Below are 19,280 nucleotides of genomic sequence, written 5' to 3' on the forward strand. Positions count from 1 at the left end.
TTCCAAAGGAGCAGGGATCAATGAAGGTTTTCAACAGGGTGGCTTCCGCCGCCGCGGGTCTTTGCGTGCTTTTTTCGAGCGCCGCACTCGCTGACACGGTCAAGGTGAAGGACATCACGGGCCGCGAGGTCGAAGTAAATGTGCCAGTCCAGCACGTAATCCTCGGCGAAGGTCGGCAGATCTATTTCATCGGCGCCCTGGACAAGGACGAGCCCTTCAAGCGCGTTGTCGGCTGGCGCGACGACCTGACCAAGGCCGACCCCGAGACCTATGACGCCTACCTCGCCAAATATCCTAACATCGCCAAGCTGCCGGCCTTCGGCGGCATGAAGGACGGCACCTTCGACATCGAGCAGGCGGTGGCGCTGAAGCCCGACGTCATGCTGATGAATGTCGACGCGAAGACGGCGACGGAAGAGGCGGGCTATATCGAGAAGCTCGAGAAGGTCGGCATTCCGCTCGTCTATGTCGACTTCCGCGAAAAGCCGATGGAAAACACAGAGCCGAGCATGCGCCTGATCGGCAAGCTGTTCGGCAAGGAAGAAAAGGCCGAGGAATTCATCAAGTTCCGCGCCGACAGCATCGCCAAGGTGACGGACGTGCTGGCTAAGGCCGATCCGAAGAAGCCCCTCGTCTTCATGGAGCGCGCCGGCGGCTATTCAGACGATTGCTGCATGTCCTTCGGCGACGAGAATTTCGGCAAGATGGTCGAGTTCGCCGGCGGCATCAACATGGCGAAGGAGATCATCCCGGGGACGTTCGGGACGGTCAATCCGGAGCAGATCATCGCCTCGAACCCGGACCAGATCATCATCACCGGCGGCAACTGGGAAGGTTACGTGCCGGGCGGAAACTGGGTCGGCGTCGGCTATGGCGCCGATGAGAAGGAAGCCTTCCGCAAGCTCGAAAACCTGACGAAGCGCCCGGCCTTCACCGGCGTGAAGGCAGTGAAGGAAGGCAATGTCCACGCCATTTGGCACCAGTTCTACAACAACCCGTACCAGTTCGTCGCCATCCAGCAGATCGCCAAGTGGCTGCATCCGGACCTCTTCAAGGACCTCGACCCGGACGCGACGTTCAAGGAACTGCACGAGCGCTTCCTGCCGCTTCCCTACAAGAGCGGCTACTTCGTGTCGCTGAATGTCGGCCAGTAAAATCCGGATCGGAGGGCACAAGCCCTCCGATCGCTTTTGCGAGGTACTGAACATGCGGGTTCTGAAAACTATCGTCCTGGCACTTGCCGCCGCCGTTATTGCCGCGGCGCCGGCCGTTGCGGCGGAAATCACCGATGTCACCGGCCGCAAGGTCGGGATCGAGCTTCCGGCCAAGCGGATCCTGCTCGGCGAGGCGCGGCAGATCCACATCGCGGCGGCGCTCAGGGGCGAGCATGTCTTCGATACGATCGTCGGCTGGCGCGACGATCTGATCATGAAGGATCCGGATTCCTATGAGGGTTACCGTGAACGCTTTCCGGCGATCGAGAAGCTGCCGCGCTTCGGCTATATCCCGAGCGGCGACTTCAGCCTGGAGGCGGCAATCGCGCTGAAGCCGGACGTGCTGACGCTGAACCTTGAAGCGCAGGAGGCAGTCGAGGAGTCGGGCTTCATCGACAAGGCTGCCGCTGCCGGCATCGCCGTCGTCTACCTCGATTTCCGCGTCGATCCGGCGAAGAACAGCGAAAGATCGGTCGAAATCCTCGGCCAGATTTTCGGCGCCGAGGCGCCGGCAAAGGAGTTCATCGACTATCGACGCGCCCAGATCGACGTCGTCACCGACCGCCTCGCCGGGGCCGGCGCGATTGCGCGCCCGAAAGTCTTCATCGAACGTTCGCCCGGGATCACCGGCGACACGGCCTGCTGCCGCACCTTCGGGCCGGCAAATTTCGGCGAGATGGTGGAAAAGGCCGGCGGCCACAATATCGGCTCCGACGTGATCACGGCGACCTTCGGCGACCTCAATCCCGAGCAACTCGTCGTTGCCAATCCGGACCATGTGATCGTCACCGGCAGCAACTGGTCGGCCGAGTCCGACGTCAACCAGTTCGTCAGCGTCGGCCGCGGCGCCGACCCGACCGCGGCGCGGGAGCGGCTGAAGGGGCTGATGCAGAGGCCGGCCTTTGCCACGCTCGACGCCGTCAAGGCGGGCAGGGTGCATGCCGTCTGGCATCAGTTCTACGGCGCGCCCTATGAATTCGTGCCGATCCAGCAATTCGCCAAATGGTTCCATCCGGAACTTTTCGCCGATATCGATCCGGACCGGACCTTCCGCGAATTTCATAAAAAGTTCCTGCCGATCGCCTACCGGCCCGGCTATTTTGTCTCGCTTTCGGACGGGGGTGAATGATGGTCGCGATCGCCGACGAAATCTCCGGCCTCGAGGGGCGCGGTCGCTACCGCGCCCTTGTCGCGCGCCGGCTCCTGATTCTTTCCGCCCTGATCGCCGCCTTGTTCCTTTCGATCGCCGTCGACATGGCGCTCGGACCGGCGAACTATCCGCTTGCGGACGTGCTGACGGCACTGTTCAGCTCCGATACGGTAACCGACCAGCTGCGCGTCGTGATCTGGGACATCCGCATGCCGATCGCGCTGATGGCAGTGACGGTCGGCGCTTCGCTGTCGGTCGCCGGCGCCCAGATGCAGACGATCCTCGCCAATCCGCTGGCAAGCCCCTTCACGCTCGGCATCTCGGCGGCGGCCGGCTTCGGCGCCGCCCTCGGGCTCGTCGCCGGCGTCGCGGTGTTTCCGGTCGCGGTCCAGTACATGGTGCCGCTCAACGCCTTCCTGATGGCGATGCTGGCGGCGCTGTTCATCCATTTCGCCTCGACCATGCGTGGGGTCACCGTCGAGACCATCGTGCTCCTCGGCATTGCCCTCGTCTTCACCTTCAACGCGGCGCTGTCGCTGCTCGAATACCTCGCCTCCGAACAGGCGCTCGCAGCCGTCGTCTTCTGGACCATGGGCAGCCTCACCAAGGCGACCTGGCCGAAGGTCTGGATCACCGCCGCGGTGCTGGTTTTCGCCGTGCCGCTCTTTGCCCGCCATGCCTGGGCGTTGACGGCGCTTCGGCTCGGCGACGACAAGGCCGCGAGCTTCGGTATCAACGTCCGGCGCCTCAGGCTCGAGACGATGCTGATCGTCAGCCTGCTCGCGGCGATCCCCGTTTCCTTCGTCGGCACGATCGGTTTCGTCGGCCTCGTCGGGCCGCACATCGCCCGCATGCTGGTCGGCGAGGACCAGCGCTTCTTCCTGCCGGCGTCCGTGCTTTGCGGTGCGCTGTTGCTGTCCGTCACGTCCGTCGTCAGCAAGATGATCATTCCGGGCGCGGTGCTGCCGATCGGCATCATCACGGCGCTGGTCGGCGTGCCGTTCTTCTTCGTGCTGATTTTCACCAACAGGAGACGAGCATGGTAGCCTTGAGGTTAGACGCGGTCGGCGCCACCTATGGTCGGCGCACCGTGCTGTCCGGCATCGACACCGGCACGCTCAGAGGCGGGGGCCTGACCGCGGTCATCGGTCCGAACGCCGCCGGCAAGTCGACGCTCTTCAAGCGCATTGCAGGGCTCGCCGCCGGTCCCGGTCTCGTCCACCTCACCGACACGGAAAAAGGGCCGGAGACAATCTGTTACATGCCGCAGGACACCGGGGCCAATGCGGTGCTGACGGTGTACGAATCCGTCCTGCTTTCGGCCAAGCAGGGCTCGGGCTGGAAGGTGAAGGACGGCGAGCTCGCTGAAATCGATCGGGTGCTTGCGGCACTCAGGATCGACGACCTCGCGTTTCGCGGTCTCGGCGAACTCTCCGGTGGCCAGCGGCAGCTCGTCTCGATCGCCCAGGCGCTGGTGCGCAAGCCGGAGGTTCTGCTCATGGACGAGCCGACTTCGGCGCTCGACCTCTTCCGCCAGATCGAAGTGCTCGGCTTCATGAAGCGGCTCGCCGAGCAGTCGGGCATGGCGGTGTTGATTGCGCTGCACGATCTGAACCACGCGCTTCGCTATTGCGACGACACGATTGTGATCAGCGGCGGCTCGGTGGCGGCGAGCGGGCCGACGCACCAGGTGATCACCGCCGAGATGCTGAAATCCGTCTACCGAGTCGAAGCCCGGGTCGAATCCTGTTCGCACGGACGCCCCGTGATCATCGTCGACGATTCCATTCCCCTCCGTTGAATGGTGCGGTCGCGCCGACACGGCGCGACTCATGGATGTCGAGGCGGATGCCTCAGTTGACGCGCGTTCCCTGCGCGGAAAACAGATGCAGCTTGGCGAGGTCCGGGGCGACATGCACTTGTTGGCCGGGCTCAAGATCGATCCGGTCCCTGAGGACCAGGTTGGCTTCCGCAGAGCCGAGCTTGACGAGCACATGCGTTTCGGAGCCGGTAGGCTCCACGACGACCACCGTCGCCGGCACGCCGTTCTCGGCGAGGGCGAGATGTTCCGGCCGGATGCCGTAGATGGCCGCCGCTGCGCCTTGATAGCGAGCCGGCATCGGCAGCGAAGCGCCGTTGCGCGTGACGAACTCTCTATTCGCGACCGAGCCCTCAAAGAGGTTCATTGCCGGCGAGCCGATGAAGGCCGCGACGAAGGTGTTGGCCGGACGGTCGTAAAGCTCGAGCGGTTTGCCGATCTGCTCGACATTGCCGCCGCGCATGACGACGATCCGGTCCGCCATGGTCATCGCTTCGATCTGGTCGTGGGTGACGTAGACGGTCGTCGTCTTCAGGCGCTGGTGCAGGTCCTTGATTTCGGCGCGCATGGTGACGCGCAGCTTGGCGTCGAGATTCGACAGCGGTTCGTCGAACAGGAAGACCCGCGGGTGGCGGACGATCGCCCGTCCCATGGCGACGCGCTGGCGCTGGCCGCCGGAAAGCTGTTTCGGCAGACGGTCGAGCAACGGCCCGAGCGCCAGGATGTCGGCCGCTTCGCGCACGCGCTTTTCGATCGCCGCCTTGCCTTCACCCTTGAGCTTCAACGCGAAGCCCATGTTTTCCGCGACCGTCATGTGCGGATAGAGCGCGTAGCTTTGGAACACCATGGCGATATCCCGCTCCTTCGGCGCGACGTCATTGACGACCCGCCCGCCGATGCGAATTTCGCCCCCGCTGATGTCCTCCAGCCCGGCGAGCATGCGCAGAAGGGTCGACTTGCCGCAGCCGGAGGGGCCGACGAGGGTGACGAACTCGCCATCCTCGATGTCCACCGAGACGCCGTGGATTACCGGCACGGCGCCGTATTGCTTGCGAACCTGTTCGATCGTGACGGATGCCATCGTTGATTCCTCCCTTCCTGTTCTTTCAGAGCTCAAGCTGCCAGATCAGTGCGGCAGTGACATTGCCGTCCGGTGCGGCGAGGCGTGCCGAGCGGACGCCCGCGAAGCCAGACAGGCGCTTCGTCCCGGTCCAGCGGCCGTTGTCGGCAAAGACCTCGATCGATCCCTTGTCCAGGAAGATCCGAAGTGTCGAGGGACGCGCGCCGGTCGCAATGTAGCGCGGCAGCCATTTGCCGTCCGGAACGTCATAGAGGATGCTCAGGCCCTTTTGGTCGAGCCTTAGGCCGAGTTCGACTTCAGGATGGTCGAATTCGAGATCGAAGGCCGCGCCTGGGGCCGCAAGGTCGATGACGATCTCGACGGCGTCGTTGCCGAGCGCGACCGTTTCGCCGGACCATAGCCGGGCCTCGTCGATCAGGTGTTTTCGCAGGCTGTCGACGGCGTCGACAGGCGGTGTCGACAGAGCGCCGTCTGTGATCAGCACGCGGCGTGGCAGCGTCATGGCGGTCGGGAAATCGGCCTTCTTCGAAATCTCCGTCCAATTCGCCAGCCACGCGATGCCGACTGGCCCAGACTGGTCGACAAATGCCTGAAAGGCATAGGCGTCGGTGCCGAAGTCGAGTTCCTGCTCGAATTCCCTGGTGAAGCTCCGGCCGTCGAAGCGACCGACGGTCGCGATCGTGATGTTGCGGCGGCCGGTCGCCGGGTCGCGGCTTGTCAAGAGGCCAAAAATCAGCGCCCAGCGGGTCTGCGGATCGTCAGCCGGCCCGTCGACCGGAACGATGCACGGGCATTCGGCCGCCGTCATGCCAAAACGGTCCTCGCGGTGCAGGATGCCAACGAAGGTCCAGCCGCCAGCCGCCGCTGGATCGACGGTCTCGTAGAGCAGGATGACACCGCCGGCGTGGTCACGGCTGCCGATGAGCATCTTCCAGCGGCCGTCCGGACCCTTGATCACATAGGGATCGCGGAAATCGAGTGTCAGATCGAGGCCTGCCGGACGCTCGGGAAGAAGGACCTCGGCGGGTCCGGCGGCAATCTGGTCGCGGGTGACAGCTGTCAACTGGATCTGCTCTTCCGGCGCGCGGTCCTTGACCTGTTCGGTGAAGAATACTCGGATGCCCTCCTCCTCTCCGGCGAGCGGGATTGCCGAGCCGGAGAAAGCGCCGCCGCGGCCGTCGGCGCTTGCGGAAAGCTCCGCCGCGGGCAGCAGGAATACCGGGAGATGCCTCCAGCGGAGATAGTCGTCGGAGATCGCATGGCCCCAGTGCATCGTGTTCCAGCGCAGGCTGTGCGGATAGTGCTGGTAGAAGAGATGGACCTTGTCGCCGAAGCGGCCGAAGCCGTTCGGATCATTCATCCAGCCGAAGGGCGGGCGGAAATGGTAGCTGCCGGGAACGGCGGGTGCCGCATTGGCCTCGCCGGTGAAGAGGATGCGGATGCCGGTTTCGAGCACCTCCTTTTCCGAAAAGGCATAGACGACGGACAGGGTGGTCGTCGTCGCGTCATAGGTCAATGTCGTTTCGCCGCCCCTCTCGATCACCAGCGATTGGAACTCGAATTCCTCGCTGTTGCGAGCCATCAGACGACCGGCGTCGCGTCCTTCCTGGTCGGCTCTAAGCTCAGCCGGCGTTCCCGCGTCGATCGCCTTCAGCCACGCATGGATTGTCGTGCCGGCGGGAAGGGCGGCACTCAGCGTCTTGAGGCTGCCGTCGAGAAGCGAGGAGGGATTTGCATGGCTTGTCATTGATCAACCTTTCACGGCGGAGCCAACGAAGGAACTTACGAACCAGCGCTGGAAGACGAGATAGAGGGCGAGGATCGGGATCATCATCAGGACCGAGGCCGCCATGGCGCGATCCCAGTAGATGCTGTCCTGGCCGAAGAAGGTGGCTATGGCGACTGCGATCGGCCGAGCATAGTCGGTCTGCGTCACCAGGATCGGCCAGAGATACTGGTTCCAGGCCTCGATCCCCATGAGGATCGAGACTGTGGCGAGTGCCGGCAGGCTCAAGGGCAGGAAAATCGAGCGGTAGATGCGGAACACCGAGGCGCCGTCCATCTCGGCCGCCTCGAAGAGCTCCTTCGGAAGCTGGGCGAAGAACTGGTAGAACAGGAAAATGTAGAGCGGACTGGCGACCCAGGGCACGATCTGCACCGTGAAGGTGTCGGTCATGCCGGCGCGCGACACCATGATGACGAGCGGCATGATGATGCTTTCCTGCGGGATGACATAGAGGGCGATGACGACCGACAGCATCAAGGCCCGCCCGCGCAGCGATCCCCAGGCAAGCACGAAGCCAGCCATGGAATTGACGATCAGGCCCGCGCCTACGGTGCATGCGAGAATGATCAGCGAATTCAGGAGGTAGCGGCCGTAGGCGAGCTCGCCCGAGAGGTTGCCGACCTCCGCGAAGTTCGACAGCGTCGGGTTCGACACCCAGAAGGCACGGAAACTGCCCATATCGGCGAGGATCTGGAAGCGATCATCCTTGAGGCTCGCCACCAGCAGCATGAACAGCGGCGAGATGATGACGAGCGCGATGACGAGGATGCAGGCGGTCTGCACGAGGCGCAGCGTACCGACAGCGGAGCGCTCACGCTCTACCTCCAACGGTGTTGTGGAAAGGACGAGATCAGACATCGAAACGCCTCAGAAGCTGGCGCTGCAGCAGCGCGATAACGAGAACGATGAGGAACAGAATGACCGACACGGCCGAGGCAAGCCCGAGCTTCTGCTCCTCGAAGCCGGTTCGCACCATGTAATGCACCACGGTTTCGGTGCTGCTTTTCGGTCCGCCCTGGGTCAGGACCGCGACCTGAGTATAGAGCTTGAAGGCCTGGATGGTGGTGATCACCAGCACGAAGACATGCGTCGGTCTCAGACCCGGCATGGTCACGTGCCAGAAGCGCTGGAAGGCATTGGCGCCGTCGATGCGGGCGGCATCATAGAGCTCGTCCGGTATGCCCTGCAGGCCGGCAAGATAGACGATCATCTGGAAGCCGTAGGCCTGCCAGGCCGAGAGCAGCACGATCGAGAACATCGCCCAGTTGGGGTCGCCGAGCCAGTCGATCGGCTGGATACGGCCACCGGAGAGGAACCCGATCACCTGGTTGAGCGGCCCGGTCGGGTATTGGAACAGTGTTCCCCAGATGACGCAGACAACGACCATCGAGGTGATGGCGGGCAGGAAGAACAGCCCGCGGAAGAAGTTGCGGAAGGGCAGCTTCTGATGCAGCAGCAGGGCGGTCGCGAAGGCGAGCCCGCATTGCACCGGCAGAATCCAGAAGGTGAAGCGCGAGACGTTCCAGAGCGAGGTCCAGAACAGGTCGTCCTTCAAGATCCTCAGGAAGTTGGTGAGGCCGATGAAGCGGACAGGTGTCGGACGCGGCACCAGCGGCTGGTTGGTCATCGCCGTCCAGAACGACAGGAGGAACGGCACGATCAGGAAGATCGCCAAGAGCACCACCGCCGGCGCAAGCATGCCGATTTCCTGGAACAGGCGGCCCCGATCCCTGCGTCCCTTGTCTTTGCGTTGGGCAGGGCGCGCCAGGGCTGCCGTCGCGGTCAGCGCCGGTTGCTGCAAGGTCATGATCTCCTCCTCATTCAATCGCGTAAGTCGATCGCCTCTGCGACCGATTGGGCGACCGCGCGAATTGGGCGAGCGGTCGCCCGTCAGCGTTACTGCTGTTCGTCGAAGGGCGGGTAGCCGTCGTTCTCTTCGATGTCCTCGTCGATCTTCTCTGCCGCTGCGCTGAGCGCCGCCTTGACGTCGCCGCCGTTGAAGATCTCGTCGACGGCTCCCATGAAGGCCGAGGTGATCGCCGGATAGGCCGGATGCGGCGGCCGTGCGATCGCGGTCTTCGATGCCTGCTCGAAGGCGACGGCCATCGGGCCGCCGGTGCTATACAAGGGAGAATCGGCGGCAAAGCTCTTCAGCCCCGGATAGGCGGAATCCTCCCTGGCATAGTCGCGATATTGCTTGTCCTTCAGCATGAAGCTCACGAACTTGCCGGCAATATCGGGATGCTCGGAGGCGGTGGTGATGCCCCAGATCCAGGTGCCGTTCGGGCTCGCGCCTTTCGGCCCGAACTTCGGCAGCGGCATGACGACGATGTCGTCCTTCATCGAGGCGGCGGCTTCCGCATAGATCCAGTGGCCGCCGAACGCCAGCGCGGCCGGATGCCCCTCGGCGAAGAACTGGTTGGTGCCGGAGGATTGCGGCACGACCCAGCCCTTATTCACCCATCTCTGCATCATCGTCAGCGCATCGACGCACGGATCGCTGTCGAGCGTTCCGACCGCTTTCCAGCTCTTGCGGTCGATCAGGTCGCAGCCGGCGGATTGCAGGATCGGACCATAGGCATAGGTGATCCATTCGGTCTTGATGCCATAGCCTCGGAACGTGTCGATCGGCCATTTGACGCCCTCGACTTTCGAGAGCTTGTCGAGATAGCCTTCGAATTCCTCCCGCGTCCAGGCGTCATCCACGCCCTTCGGAATGCGGGCGCCGATCGCCTCAAGGTATTTTCTGTTGCCATAGAGGACGACGGAGGAGTCGGTGAGGCCTACGGCGTAAAGCTCCTTGTCGATCGGATAGGTGCCCTGCGCGACGTTGGACTCGGTCATGTCGTCGAGGATATCCTGCTCGATCAGAGGTTTTATCGGCTGCAGGTAGCCGGACCAGACGTAGTTGGCGAGGAAGGGAGCGTCGAGTTCCATGACGTCCGGCAACTGCTTGGACATGACGGCGGCGCTGAACTTCTCGTTATAGGCGTCGTGCGGCGCATAGATCAGCTCGATGTCGACGTCCGGATTGGCCGCCTCGAAACGCTTGGCGACGTCGCCATAGGTCGAGACCCAGCCGGGATCGCCCTGGTGCATCACCTGGATGACGGTATTGGCTTCGGCCTGGCCCATCAGCAGACCCAGGGCCGCCGATGCCTCCAGTAGTGAAAGTAAACGATTACCCATCATAGTCACTCCTCCTCAACGGGTTTTTACGCTGCAAGTAAATTCATACGGATAGCCGCTCCACCAATTGGAACGGCAACTTTCGCACTTCTCCCGGCACCGCATCATTGGTCAGCAGAATGTTGGCTGCCATGCGGCCCATCGTGCGATGGGGCAGGGCCATGGTCGTCAAAGGCGGATCGAGGCGCGAGGCGATATCGACCTGGTTGTCGAAGCTGGCGACGGCGACGTCGTCCGGGATCTCGGCGCCGACCCGGCGCAGGGCGGCATAGACCTCCATCGCAACCCGGTCGTTGCCGCAGAGGATTGCATCCGGGCGGTCTGGCCCGCGCATCAGTTCGGTGACGTGGGAGTGGACGAGGCTCGGCGCCCGGTCGCTGTAGGTGGCGCGCCGCACCGCCGGCAACAGCCTTGCGCCGGCGCCATCGAGACCGGCCTCCGTCATCGCCTGGCGAAAGCCGATCTCGCGCAGGTCGCCGGCGAGCAGGCCCGGCAGGTTGATGAAGGCGATGTTGCGCCGCCCTGCGTCGATCAGGTAGCTGGTGATCTCATGCGCCGCGCCGACCTCGTCCGGCACGAGAGACGTGACGCGGTCGCTCGCCTCACGACAGTTGATCATCACCCCGACGGTGCCGGCAAACTCCTCCGGCAGCGTGACGGTCTTGTGGTACATCGCGGCATAGGCGATCGCCCGCGGGCGGAAGCGGCGGACTTCCTCCACCACCGAAGCAACGTCGCGACTACCGCTGAGCGTCATCGCGAAGACGGCCATCTCTGAGGCCCGAGCCGCACCGTCGAGCCCGCGGATGATTTCGGTCGCGAAAGGCGAGGTGATCAACTCGTCGGCGACGACGCCGATCAGCGGCATCCAGCCCTGCCGCATGCTGCGTGCGGCGAGATTGGTGACATAGCCGAGTTCCTCGGCGATCTCCTTGATCCGCTGCCGCGTCTCTTCCGACATCCGGGCCGAGCCACCATGAAGAGCACCCGATACGGTCTTGACGGAAACGCCTGCACGCTCGGCTATGTCGCTCAACGAAATCGTCACGGTGGTTCCTTGGGTTAACGATTACTCACGTAATACCATCATCAAACGGACGGAGTCAATCACAGACCTTGACTGCCTCGTCGCCGCCTCTTCTCATGCGTTCCCGGCAGGTGCAAAAATCTATGCGGCTTCATCTCGATACAACTTTCGCGGCAGAGCATCGAGACTAGATCCCTTACGCTTTTTGCCGTTCTAACCTATATTAGAAACCATGAATTTCGACGAAAGGTAGAGAGCGGGTAGGATAGCGTCCGATCCATACTCCCGCTCGGCCCGTAGCGCGACCAGAGGCTTGACGGCGGATGTCCCGAATCCTCACCCTTGTTCTGTTCATCTTGTCGGCCTTCGCTTCTCCCGTCCCACCGGTGTCCGCGGCCGAGCGCGTCGCATTGGTGCTGCACGTCAACGGCGCGATCAGTCCGGCGACCGCGGAATATTTGATCCGAGGACTCCAGCGTGGGAAGGATCGGGGCGTGTCACTGGTGGTTTTGCAGATGGATACGCCCGGCGGCCTCGACACCTCGATGCGCGCCATCATCCGGGCCATCCTCGATTCGCCCGTAGCCGTCGCCAGCTTCGTTGCGCCGAGTGGCGCCAGGGCGGCGAGCGCCGGGACCTATATCCTTTACGCGAGCCACGTGGCGGCGATGGCGCCGGGGACCAATCTCGGCGCCGCGACACCGATCGCCATCGGCGGAGGGCTGTTCGGCGGCGACGAGGAAAGCGACAAGGACAAGCCTGCCGAGGAAGGCAAGACCGACGCTCCGAAACGCCCGGCAAGCGCCGGCGAGGCAAAGCTGATCAACGATGCGGTGGCCTATATTCGCGGGCTTGCCGAGCTACGCAATCGCAATGTCGATTGGGCGGAAAAGGCCGTGCGCGAGGCCGCAAGCCTCTCTTCGGCGGCGGCGGTCCGGGAGAAGGTCGTCGATTTCACAGCCGCCACCGTCGAGGACCTGCTGAAGCAGGCCCATGGCCGAACGGTTCGCATCGGCCAGGCCGATAGCCGGCTCGATACGATTGGGCTCTCAATTGAAGACGTGCTTCCCGACTGGCGCACGCGGCTCCTTTCGGTGATCACCGATCCGAATGTCGCGCTGCTGCTGATGCTCGTCGGCATCTACGGCTTGATTTTCGAGTTTCTGTCGCCCGGCACCGTGCTGCCCGGCACGGTCGGCGGCATCTGCCTTCTGCTCGGTCTCTATGCTCTCGCCGTGCTGCCGGTCAGCTATGCCGGTATCGGACTGATCATCCTCGGCGTGGCATTGCTGGTGGCCGAAGCGCACGCGCCGTCCTTCGGCGTGCTCGGGCTCGGCGGTGGCGTTGCCATCGTGCTCGGTGCCGCCATCCTCTTCGATACCGACGTGCCGGGGCTGCAGGTGTCTTGGCCGGTTCTCGGCGGCGTGGCGATCGCGAGCCTCGCCTTCAGCCTCATTGTCGCCCGCCTCGCCTTCGTGTCCCGCCGGCACAAGGTCGCCACCGGAGCCGAGCAGATGATCGGTATTTTTGGCAAGGTCGATAGCTGGGCAGGCGCCAACGGTTACGTCATCGCCCATGGGGAGCGTTGGCGAGCGGTGAGCAGCGATCCGCTAGGCCCCGGCGAGGACGTGATGGTCGTCGGCCGGGACGGCTTGACGCTCGAAGTCGAGCGCCGGGCAAAGGAAGCCAGAAGAGGAGGAGTTTGATGCCCTTCATAGGAAGTCTCGTCCCGCTCGCCGCGGCGCTGTTTGTCCTGCTGATCGTCATTGCCTACGCGATCCGGATCCTCCGGGAATACGAACGCGGCGTCGTCTTCACGCTCGGCCGCTTCACTGGCGTCAAGGGACCGGGCCTCATCCTGCTCCTTCCTTACGTGCAGCAGATGGTGCGCGTCGACCTCCGCACGCGCGTGCTCGACGTGCCGAGCCAGGACGTCATCTCGCACGACAACGTCTCAGTCCGCGTCAGCGCGGTCATTTATTTCCGCGTGATTGATGCGGAGAAATCGACGATCCAGGTCGAGGATTTCATGGCGGCGACGAGCCAGCTCGCCCAGACGACCTTGCGGTCGGTGCTCGGCAAGCATGATCTCGACGAGATGCTGGCGGAGCGCGACCGGCTGAACGACGATATCCAGAAGATTCTCGACGTGCAGACCGATGCCTGGGGCATCAAGGTCGCGACCGTCGAGATCAAACATGTTGACATCAATGAATCGATGATCCGCGCAATCGCCCGCCAGGCGGAAGCCGAACGCGAGCGGCGCGCCAAAGTCATCAATGCCGAGGGCGAGCAGCAGGCGGCGGCGAAACTGCTCGAAGCGGCGCAGATCCTCGCCCGCCAGCCGCAGGCCATGCAGCTTCGCTATCTCAGCACGCTCAATGTCATTGCCGGCGAGAAGAACTCGACGATCATCTTCCCGTTCCCGATGGAAATCGCCGAAATCCTCTCGGCCAAGACCGGACGCTCCTCGGAATAGCAGCGCCGGCGAGGCCCCCGGCGCGTCACATCACCATCTGCCGCGCCACTTTCTCGGTCAGTTCTTCCTGCTCCTCGCTGACGCGCTTTGCCGCCTGGGTGGCGAGCTCTGCCCCCATTCGGGTGAACCGCTCCGTCTCGTCGGAATAGTCCTGAAAGGCGTTGCGCCAGAAGGCGCAGTAGAGATCGAAGCCGTCGCGCGCGTAGTCCGACGCGAGCAGCTCCTCCCAGAGCTGCAGATGCTGCTCGCTGCGGCTCTGCATGAAGGTGAGCGCCTCGATCTGACCCCGCAAGGCGGTCTGCAAGAAGTCCGCCTGGAAACGGGCCATCGAAAGCATCAGCGATCGACCTTCAGGGCCTACCGGCCATCGTGGCCATGTCTCTGATGCAAGAGGGTCGGATATTGTCTTCGACATCGCAGAGCCTCCTCTTCTGCAGCATCTCGCTGTATCAGCGGCACACAAAACTCATTGAGCAGGACCATCGGCGTCGTGGAAGACGTGACGGCGCCCTCTACGACCCGGATTGGCGGTCTCCTTTGGCTACCAAGCTAGGGCGGCCAGTCCCCACATTCGTTGATCCGCATCAATTTGGAAGCGCAGGGCCGCCGCCGCGGCACCCATCCGTCTTGACGCCGGTCAAGGCGGGTCTGCGCTTCGGCCATAGACTAAAGCATTTAGATCGCTTGATGAAGTGACTCACATCATGTTCATCAGGGAAATGAGTGAAGCGGAGTGCATCGCTGTCGTGACGTCGGGGCGGCTCGCCAGGCTCGCCTGTTCAAAGGACGACCGGCCCTATGTCGTTCCGATCCATTATGCCTATGCCGGCCGGCGCCTCTACAGCTTCTCCATGCCGGGCCGGAAGATCGAGTGGATGCGCGTCAATCCGCATGTCTGCAGATCGACGTGTTTATAGGCGCGCAGGGCTGGAAGAGCGTGCTCCTCTATGGCCAGTATCGGTAGCTTCCGGAAACGCCACAATGGCACGCGAACGCATGCACGCCTGGTCTCTTCTGGAGAAGCACGTCAACTGGTGGGAACCCGGAGGATTGAAGCCGACGCCGCAGAAGATGCTCGGCGCTTCGCCGCATCTCTTCTATTGCATCGGCATCGACGAGATGACCGGACGTGCCGCCGCGGCAGATGACCGGGGCTGAAACTCTGTGCGCGCGACGGACATTCGTCCGAAGCCGCCGCTACGATGTATCCTGCCCCGGCCGCTGAGGCCGAACGGGCGCCGGACTATCGATCGGAGGATCGCACATGCCGAAGAAAAGCGCAGGCATCCTGCTCTACAGATACGAAGCCGGTGCGCTTCTCGTCCTGCTCGTTCATCCCGGCGGCCCCTTCTGGAGCAACCGGGATCTCGGGGCCTGGTCGATCCCGAAAGGCGAATACGAGGGGGGCGAAGAGCCGGAAGCGGCGGCGCGCCGCGAGTTCCTCGAGGAGACCGGCATCGCCGTCACGGGGCCGTTGGAGCCGCTCGGCGAGGCGCGCCTGAAAAGCGGCAAGCTGATCACCGCCTTCGCGGGCGAAAGCGAGTTCGACATCGCCAGCATTCGCAGCAACCTGTTCGAGATAGAGTGGCCGCCTGGAAGCGGGCGCATGCAATCCTTCCCCGAAGTTGATCGGGCGGAATGGTTCACGCTCGAGGAGGCGCGGGCAAAGATAAACGCCGCTCAAACGGCATTCATCGATCGTTTGGAAGACCGCCATAACCGCCGCTAGCATGCCATCTAATGGCCGGCGACCCGGAGCCGCTCGTGCGCCTGCTCGGCCATGCCCGCGACGACGAGCGCCTGCGCATCGCAGTTCTCCCAGGCGCCGCGACGGCGATCGGCGACGCCGGGGACGATCTCTACCGGGATGCCGCGTTGGCCGAGCCATGCGGCCGCCTCCCGCGTTTCGGCATCGCTTGCCGGATCGCCCGCCTGGAGCTGCACGACGCGTTTTCCGGCTCTCGCGAGAGCGGCAATCGCGTTGCTTCCATCTCCGGCGCCCGTATCCCGGCTTCGCTGGTTGACAAGGATGCGCCTGGCCTCGCGCCGAGCGAGTTCCAGCACGTCGTTGGAGATCCGTTCGTCGTAGAGGATGACGTCGGCGGCCTGCAGGGCGCGGACCGCCTTCAGCGTCAAGAGCTCCGCGTCGCCCGGTCCGGCGCCGACGATGGTGACGCGGCCAACGGCGCGGCGGGGCGTCGCCAAACGATCCACCTCCGCCATCAGCCGCGTCTCCACACCCTCCTCCGGTGTTTCGATGAAAGCCCGATCGACAAAGCGCTCCCAGAACGTGCGGCGCTGAGCGCCCGGCTGCAGGCGGGCATTCACCCGTTCGCGGATCGCCTGGGCCACGCCGGCCCAACGCTTCATCGCCGGCGGCAGCAGCGTCTCGATACGGCGGCGGATCGCCTGCGCCAGGATCGGCGCTGCTCCGTCGGTCGAGATTGCCACGACAACGGGCGATCGATTGACGATCGACCCGAACTGGAACTGGCAGAATTGCGGCTTGTCAATGACGTTGACGGGCACACCGGCGGCACGGGCCGCATTGAAGAAGGCTTCGGCCTCCTCGTCGTCTTCACAGTCGCCGATCGCCAGCGCGGCATCGCCGAAGATCCCGTCATGCCAGGTCTGATCATGGTGCACGAAGGAGCCGTCCCGATCGGCGGCGCCGCGGCCGAGCAGGTCGTGGAAGCCGTCGCCGAGGTCCGCATGCGATGCGTAGACGTGCACCTCGGCGCCGCAGGCGGCAAGCAGTTCGGTCTTCCAGGCGGCGCCGTCGCTGCCGCCGGCGACGACGACACGCTTGCCTTTCAGCGTCCAGAAGAGCGGCAGCGTCGCCAGTGCCGCGACACGCTGCGGCTTCGAGGCGCGATCACTCGGCAGCGGCGGCAAGGCATGCATTGATGATCCCCCTGATTTCGGAGCGGCAGGAACCGCAATTGGTTCCGGCGCTGGTCTTCTCGCCAATGGCTTCGACGCTGTGACAGCCTCCGCGGATCGCGGCGGTGATCTGGTTGACGCCGACGCTGAAGCAGGAACAGACGGTTGCGCCCGGGTCGGGCTTGTCGGCACCGGGGCGGCCGGCGGCCATGGCGAAGCGCTTGCTGAGATTGGCGTGCGAAACGCCAAGCTGCGAAACCGCCCAGTTTCGCGCCACCGCAACCGGCCGGGGCGAGAGGAAGAGCGCGGCAAGCAGCCTGTCGCCGTCGAAGAAGGCAAGGCGGAGTTCTCCCGAGGTCCGGTCCGTATAGCCGATCGGGTCAATATCGGCGGGAATGGAGAAGGCCTGCCGGCACCAGCCTATCCAATCGCCGTCCGCGCCGGTGAAGGCGAGTTCCATGCGCCATCCGCCCTCGGCCTTGGCGATCGCCCAGTAGGCCGCGTCGAACTGCTCAGGCTTTTCGGCCGAAACGGCGAAGCCGTAGGCTTTTGCGGCGAAACGCTTCGCCCGAACAGCGACGTTCTTCGAGGCAGGTTGGCCCGAGACCGGGTCGGTGACCGGCGGGACCAGAGCGTCGATCCGCGCCTTCGAGGCGAACTGATCGTTCCAGTGCATCGGCACGAAGAGATTGCCTTCGGCCTGCCGTTCGGTGACGAGCGCCCGCACGATCGCCGTGCCATGCCGGCTTTCGAGCATGACGAGGTCGGCGACGGAGACGCCGGCCTTCTGCGCGTCGCGCGGATGAATTTCCACGAAGGGCTCGGCGAGATGGCTCGATAGCCGGGCGCTCTTGCCGGTACGGGTCATCGTGTGCCAGTGGTCGCGCACCCGGCCGGTGTTGAGGGTCGAAGGGAAGGCCTCGTTGGCGCGGCGCGCCTGCGGCGCCTGAACGGCGATGAAGCGGGCGCGGCCATCCGGATGATAGAAGCCGCCCTTGGCGAAGAAGCGCTTGACCTGAGGCGCGCTTCCTTTCGGCTGCGGCCATTGGAAGGGCCTGAGCTCGTCATAGGTCGCCCGGTCGATCGCCGCGTGGGCGCTGATGTCGAAATCGCGGCGCCCATCGTTTTCGAAGCCGGAAAGTGCGGCGTGCTCGGCGAAGATCTCGGATTGCGACGAATGGCTGAAGGCCTCGTCAAAGCCCATCCGCCGCGCGACCTCGGCGAGTTGCCACCAGTCGGCCCGCGCTTCGCCCGGTACCGGAAGAAAGGCGCGCTGGCGCGAGATGCGCCGCTCGGAATTGGTCACCGTGCCGTCCTTCTCGCCCCAGCCGAGCGAGGGGAGCAGGACCTGGGCGTGGCGGGCCGTATCGGTCTGCCGCTGCATCTCCGAGACGACGACGAAGGGACAGGCCTTGATCGCCGCCTCGACGGCGTCGGCGTCGGGCATGGAAACGACCGGATTCGTAGCCATGATCCACAGCGCCTTGATCCTGCCATCGGCAACGGCGCGGAACATGTCCACCGCCTTGAGGCCCTGCTTCGCGGCGATGCTCGGCGCTCCCCAGAAGCGGCGCACCAGATCGCGGTCAACCGCCTTGTCGATATCCAAATGGGCAGCAAGCATGTTCGCCAGTCCGCCGACTTCGCGGCCGCCCATCGCATTCGGCTGGCCGGTCAGCGAGAAGGGGCCCATGCCAGGGCGGCCGATGCGGCCGGTCGCCAGATGGCAGTTGAGGATGGCGTTCACCTTGTCGGTCCCGGCGGAGGACTGGTTGACGCCCTGGCTGTAGCAGGTGACGACCCTCTCCGTCGTTTCGAACAGCCGGAAAAAGTCGCGCAACTGCTTGGGCGTGAGGCCCGTCGCCGCCGACAGCGCAGGGAGATCGAGTGCCGACGCGGCCTGAAGGGCCTCGGCGAAGCCTTGCGTGTGGGCGGACACATAGTCCCGATCGATGGCGCCGCTCTCTGCCAGATGCGCAAGCAGCCCGTTGAAGAGCGCCGTGTCGCCGTCGGGCGCGATCGCCAGATGCATGTCGGCGATGTCGGCCGTCATCGTCCGACGCGGGTCGATGACCACGACCTTCATTTTCGGGCGGTTGGCCTTCGCTGCCGAAAGGCGCTGGTAGAGGACCGGATGGCACCAGGCCATGTTGGAGCCCGTCAGGATGACGAGGTCGGCAAGCTCGATGTCTTCATAGGTGCCCGGTACCGTATCGGCGCCGAAGGCGCGCCGGTGGCCGGCGACCGAAGAGGACATGCAGAGGCGCGAATTGGTGTCGATATTGGCCGAGCCGATGAAGCCCTTCATCAGCTTGTTGGCGAGGTAGTAGTCCTCGGTCAGCAATTGCCCCGAGACATAAAAGGCCACCGAATCCGGCCCGTGTTCGGCGATGCTTTGGGAAAACCGTTCGGCGACGAGGTCAAGCGCTTCGTCCCAGCCAGCCCGGCGGCCGCCGACTTCCGGATGGAGCAGGCGACCGTCGAGATCGAGAGTTTCGGCCAGCGCCAATCCCTTCGAGCAGAGCCGGCCGAAATTGGCCGGGTGCTCGGGATCGCCCTTGACGCTGACCGCACCGTCCTCGCCCACGCGGGCGATGACGCCGCAGCCGACGCCGCAATAGGGACAGGTGGTCTTGACCTCGCACGCCATGC

Annotated in this window: 16 protein-coding genes and 1 pseudogene; 8 read left to right on the forward strand and 9 right to left on the reverse strand. The window is 64.1% G+C overall.

The window, feature by feature from the left end; translation table 11 throughout:
• Positions 1 to 20 precede the first annotated feature (20 nt).
• From CO656_RS00840 to CO656_RS00855, 4 genes are read left to right on the forward strand one after another with little or no spacing between them, the layout of a single operon-like run.
• Positions 21 to 1,154 carry an ABC transporter substrate-binding protein gene (locus CO656_RS00840; protein WP_097524468.1) on the forward strand — a complete coding sequence of 378 codons (1,134 nt, stop codon included), beginning with the start codon at positions 21 to 23 and terminating at the stop codon, positions 1,152 to 1,154.
• Between the two features lie 52 nt (positions 1,155 to 1,206).
• Complete coding sequence (locus tag CO656_RS00845) at positions 1,207 to 2,343, forward strand: ABC transporter substrate-binding protein (protein WP_097524469.1); 1,137 nt, start codon at positions 1,207 to 1,209, stop codon at positions 2,341 to 2,343.
• Positions 2,340 to 3,410, forward strand: a complete 1,071-nt coding sequence (locus tag CO656_RS00850) for an iron ABC transporter permease (protein WP_097524470.1) — start codon at positions 2,340 to 2,342, stop codon at positions 3,408 to 3,410. The genes CO656_RS00845 and CO656_RS00850 overlap by 4 nt, the downstream gene beginning before the upstream one ends.
• Entirely contained in the window at positions 3,404 to 4,165 is a 762-nt protein-coding gene (locus CO656_RS00855) for an ABC transporter ATP-binding protein (RefSeq protein ID WP_097524471.1), read from the forward strand. Before CO656_RS00850 ends, CO656_RS00855 begins: the two co-directional genes overlap by 7 nt.
• Positions 4,166 to 4,217: 52 nt before the next feature.
• Here the strand turns inward: CO656_RS00855 and ugpC are convergent, their stop codons facing one another.
• The 6 genes from ugpC to CO656_RS00885 all read right to left on the reverse strand — a co-directional run bounded on the left by ugpC (position 4,218) and on the right by CO656_RS00885 (position 11,287).
• The gene (gene ugpC / locus CO656_RS00860) at positions 4,218 to 5,264 is read right to left on the reverse strand and encodes a sn-glycerol-3-phosphate ABC transporter ATP-binding protein UgpC (RefSeq protein ID WP_097524472.1); all 1,047 of its coding nucleotides are present in this window, start codon (positions 5,262 to 5,264) and stop codon (positions 4,218 to 4,220) included.
• Positions 5,265 to 5,289: 25 nt separating this feature from the next.
• Positions 5,290 to 7,011: a GH32 C-terminal domain-containing protein gene (locus CO656_RS00865; protein WP_097524473.1), complete on the reverse strand. Its 1,722-nt coding sequence runs from the start codon at positions 7,009 to 7,011 to the stop codon at positions 5,290 to 5,292.
• A 3-nt stretch (positions 7,012 to 7,014) separates the two neighbouring features.
• Positions 7,015 to 7,908 carry a carbohydrate ABC transporter permease gene (locus CO656_RS00870; protein WP_037416537.1) on the reverse strand — a complete coding sequence of 298 codons (894 nt, stop codon included), beginning with the start codon at positions 7,906 to 7,908 and terminating at the stop codon, positions 7,015 to 7,017.
• On the reverse strand, positions 7,901 to 8,857 hold the full coding sequence (locus tag CO656_RS00875) for a sugar ABC transporter permease (protein ID WP_037416539.1): 957 nt from the start codon (positions 8,855 to 8,857) through the stop codon (positions 7,901 to 7,903). Before CO656_RS00875 ends, CO656_RS00870 begins: the two co-directional genes overlap by 8 nt.
• A gap of 89 nt (positions 8,858 to 8,946) precedes the next feature.
• The gene (locus tag CO656_RS00880) at positions 8,947 to 10,239 is read right to left on the reverse strand and encodes a sugar ABC transporter substrate-binding protein (RefSeq protein WP_179864671.1); all 1,293 of its coding nucleotides are present in this window, start codon (positions 10,237 to 10,239) and stop codon (positions 8,947 to 8,949) included.
• Positions 10,240 to 10,282: 43 nt separating this feature from the next.
• Positions 10,283 to 11,287 carry a LacI family DNA-binding transcriptional regulator gene (locus tag CO656_RS00885; protein ID WP_097524475.1) on the reverse strand — a complete coding sequence of 335 codons (1,005 nt, stop codon included), beginning with the start codon at positions 11,285 to 11,287 and terminating at the stop codon, positions 10,283 to 10,285.
• Positions 11,288 to 11,589: 302 nt separating this feature from the next.
• On the opposite strand from CO656_RS00885, the gene CO656_RS00890 reads away from it, so the two are divergent.
• Entirely contained in the window at positions 11,590 to 12,972 is a 1,383-nt protein-coding gene (locus tag CO656_RS00890; protein ID WP_037416547.1) for a nodulation protein NfeD, read from the forward strand.
• Positions 12,972 to 13,745 carry a slipin family protein gene (locus tag CO656_RS00895; protein WP_037416550.1) on the forward strand — a complete coding sequence of 258 codons (774 nt, stop codon included), beginning with the start codon at positions 12,972 to 12,974 and terminating at the stop codon, positions 13,743 to 13,745. The genes CO656_RS00890 and CO656_RS00895 overlap by 1 nt, the downstream gene beginning before the upstream one ends.
• A 25-nt stretch (positions 13,746 to 13,770) precedes the next feature.
• On the opposite strand, the gene CO656_RS00900 is transcribed toward CO656_RS00895, so the two are convergent.
• Entirely contained in the window at positions 13,771 to 14,082 is a 312-nt protein-coding gene (locus tag CO656_RS00900; protein ID WP_234819616.1) for a hypothetical protein, read from the reverse strand.
• A 367-nt stretch (positions 14,083 to 14,449) separates the two neighbouring features.
• On the opposite strand from CO656_RS00900, the pseudogene CO656_RS00905 reads away from it, so the two are divergent.
• Together CO656_RS00905 and CO656_RS00910 are read left to right on the forward strand one after the other, a co-directional pair.
• Positions 14,450 to 14,903 (forward strand): annotated as a pseudogene (locus CO656_RS00905) (pyridoxamine 5'-phosphate oxidase family protein).
• A gap of 106 nt (positions 14,904 to 15,009) precedes the next feature.
• Positions 15,010 to 15,474: an NUDIX domain-containing protein gene (locus CO656_RS00910; RefSeq protein ID WP_097524476.1), complete on the forward strand. Its 465-nt coding sequence runs from the start codon at positions 15,010 to 15,012 to the stop codon at positions 15,472 to 15,474.
• 8 nt (positions 15,475 to 15,482) lie between these two features.
• Here CO656_RS00910 and CO656_RS00915 read toward each other — a convergent pair whose 3' ends face one another.
• The gene (locus tag CO656_RS00915; RefSeq protein WP_097524477.1) at positions 15,483 to 16,649 is read right to left on the reverse strand and encodes an SAM-dependent methyltransferase; all 1,167 of its coding nucleotides are present in this window, start codon (positions 16,647 to 16,649) and stop codon (positions 15,483 to 15,485) included.
• Entirely contained in the window at positions 16,621 to 19,278 is a 2,658-nt protein-coding gene (locus CO656_RS00920; RefSeq protein WP_097524478.1) for a nitrate reductase, read from the reverse strand. The genes CO656_RS00915 and CO656_RS00920 overlap by 29 nt, the downstream gene beginning before the upstream one ends.
• Positions 19,279 to 19,280: the final 2 nt, after the last annotated feature.

This window comes from Sinorhizobium sp. FG01, assembly GCF_002531875.1.
In the GTDB taxonomy this organism is placed as follows: Bacteria; Pseudomonadota; Alphaproteobacteria; order Rhizobiales; family Rhizobiaceae; genus Sinorhizobium; species Sinorhizobium fredii_C.

Coding starts and splice junctions, on each gene's coding strand:
- CO656_RS00840 (WP_097524468.1), top strand. CDS start 21: ATGAAGGTTTTCAACAGGGTGGCTTCCGCCGCCGCGGGTCTTTGCGTG.
- CO656_RS00845 (WP_097524469.1), top strand. CDS start 1,207: ATGCGGGTTCTGAAAACTATCGTCCTGGCACTTGCCGCCGCCGTTATT.
- CO656_RS00850 (WP_097524470.1), top strand. CDS start 2,340: ATGATGGTCGCGATCGCCGACGAAATCTCCGGCCTCGAGGGGCGCGGT.
- CO656_RS00855 (WP_097524471.1), top strand. CDS start 3,404: ATGGTAGCCTTGAGGTTAGACGCGGTCGGCGCCACCTATGGTCGGCGC.
- ugpC (WP_097524472.1), bottom strand. CDS start 5,264: ATGGCATCCGTCACGATCGAACAGGTTCGCAAGCAATACGGCGCCGTG.
- CO656_RS00865 (WP_097524473.1), bottom strand. CDS start 7,011: ATGACAAGCCATGCAAATCCCTCCTCGCTTCTCGACGGCAGCCTCAAG.
- CO656_RS00870 (WP_037416537.1), bottom strand. CDS start 7,908: ATGTCTGATCTCGTCCTTTCCACAACACCGTTGGAGGTAGAGCGTGAG.
- CO656_RS00875 (WP_037416539.1), bottom strand. CDS start 8,857: ATGACCTTGCAGCAACCGGCGCTGACCGCGACGGCAGCCCTGGCGCGC.
- CO656_RS00880 (WP_179864671.1), bottom strand. CDS start 10,239: ATGGGTAATCGTTTACTTTCACTACTGGAGGCATCGGCGGCCCTGGGT.
- CO656_RS00890 (WP_037416547.1), top strand. CDS start 11,590: ATGTCCCGAATCCTCACCCTTGTTCTGTTCATCTTGTCGGCCTTCGCT.
- CO656_RS00895 (WP_037416550.1), top strand. CDS start 12,972: ATGCCCTTCATAGGAAGTCTCGTCCCGCTCGCCGCGGCGCTGTTTGTC.
- CO656_RS00900 (WP_234819616.1), bottom strand. CDS start 14,082: ATGCTTTCGATGGCCCGTTTCCAGGCGGACTTCTTGCAGACCGCCTTG.
- CO656_RS00910 (WP_097524476.1), top strand. CDS start 15,010: ATGCCGAAGAAAAGCGCAGGCATCCTGCTCTACAGATACGAAGCCGGT.
- CO656_RS00915 (WP_097524477.1), bottom strand. CDS start 16,649: ATGCATGCCTTGCCGCCGCTGCCGAGTGATCGCGCCTCGAAGCCGCAG.
- CO656_RS00920 (WP_097524478.1), bottom strand. CDS start 19,278: ATGGCGTGCGAGGTCAAGACCACCTGTCCCTATTGCGGCGTCGGCTGC.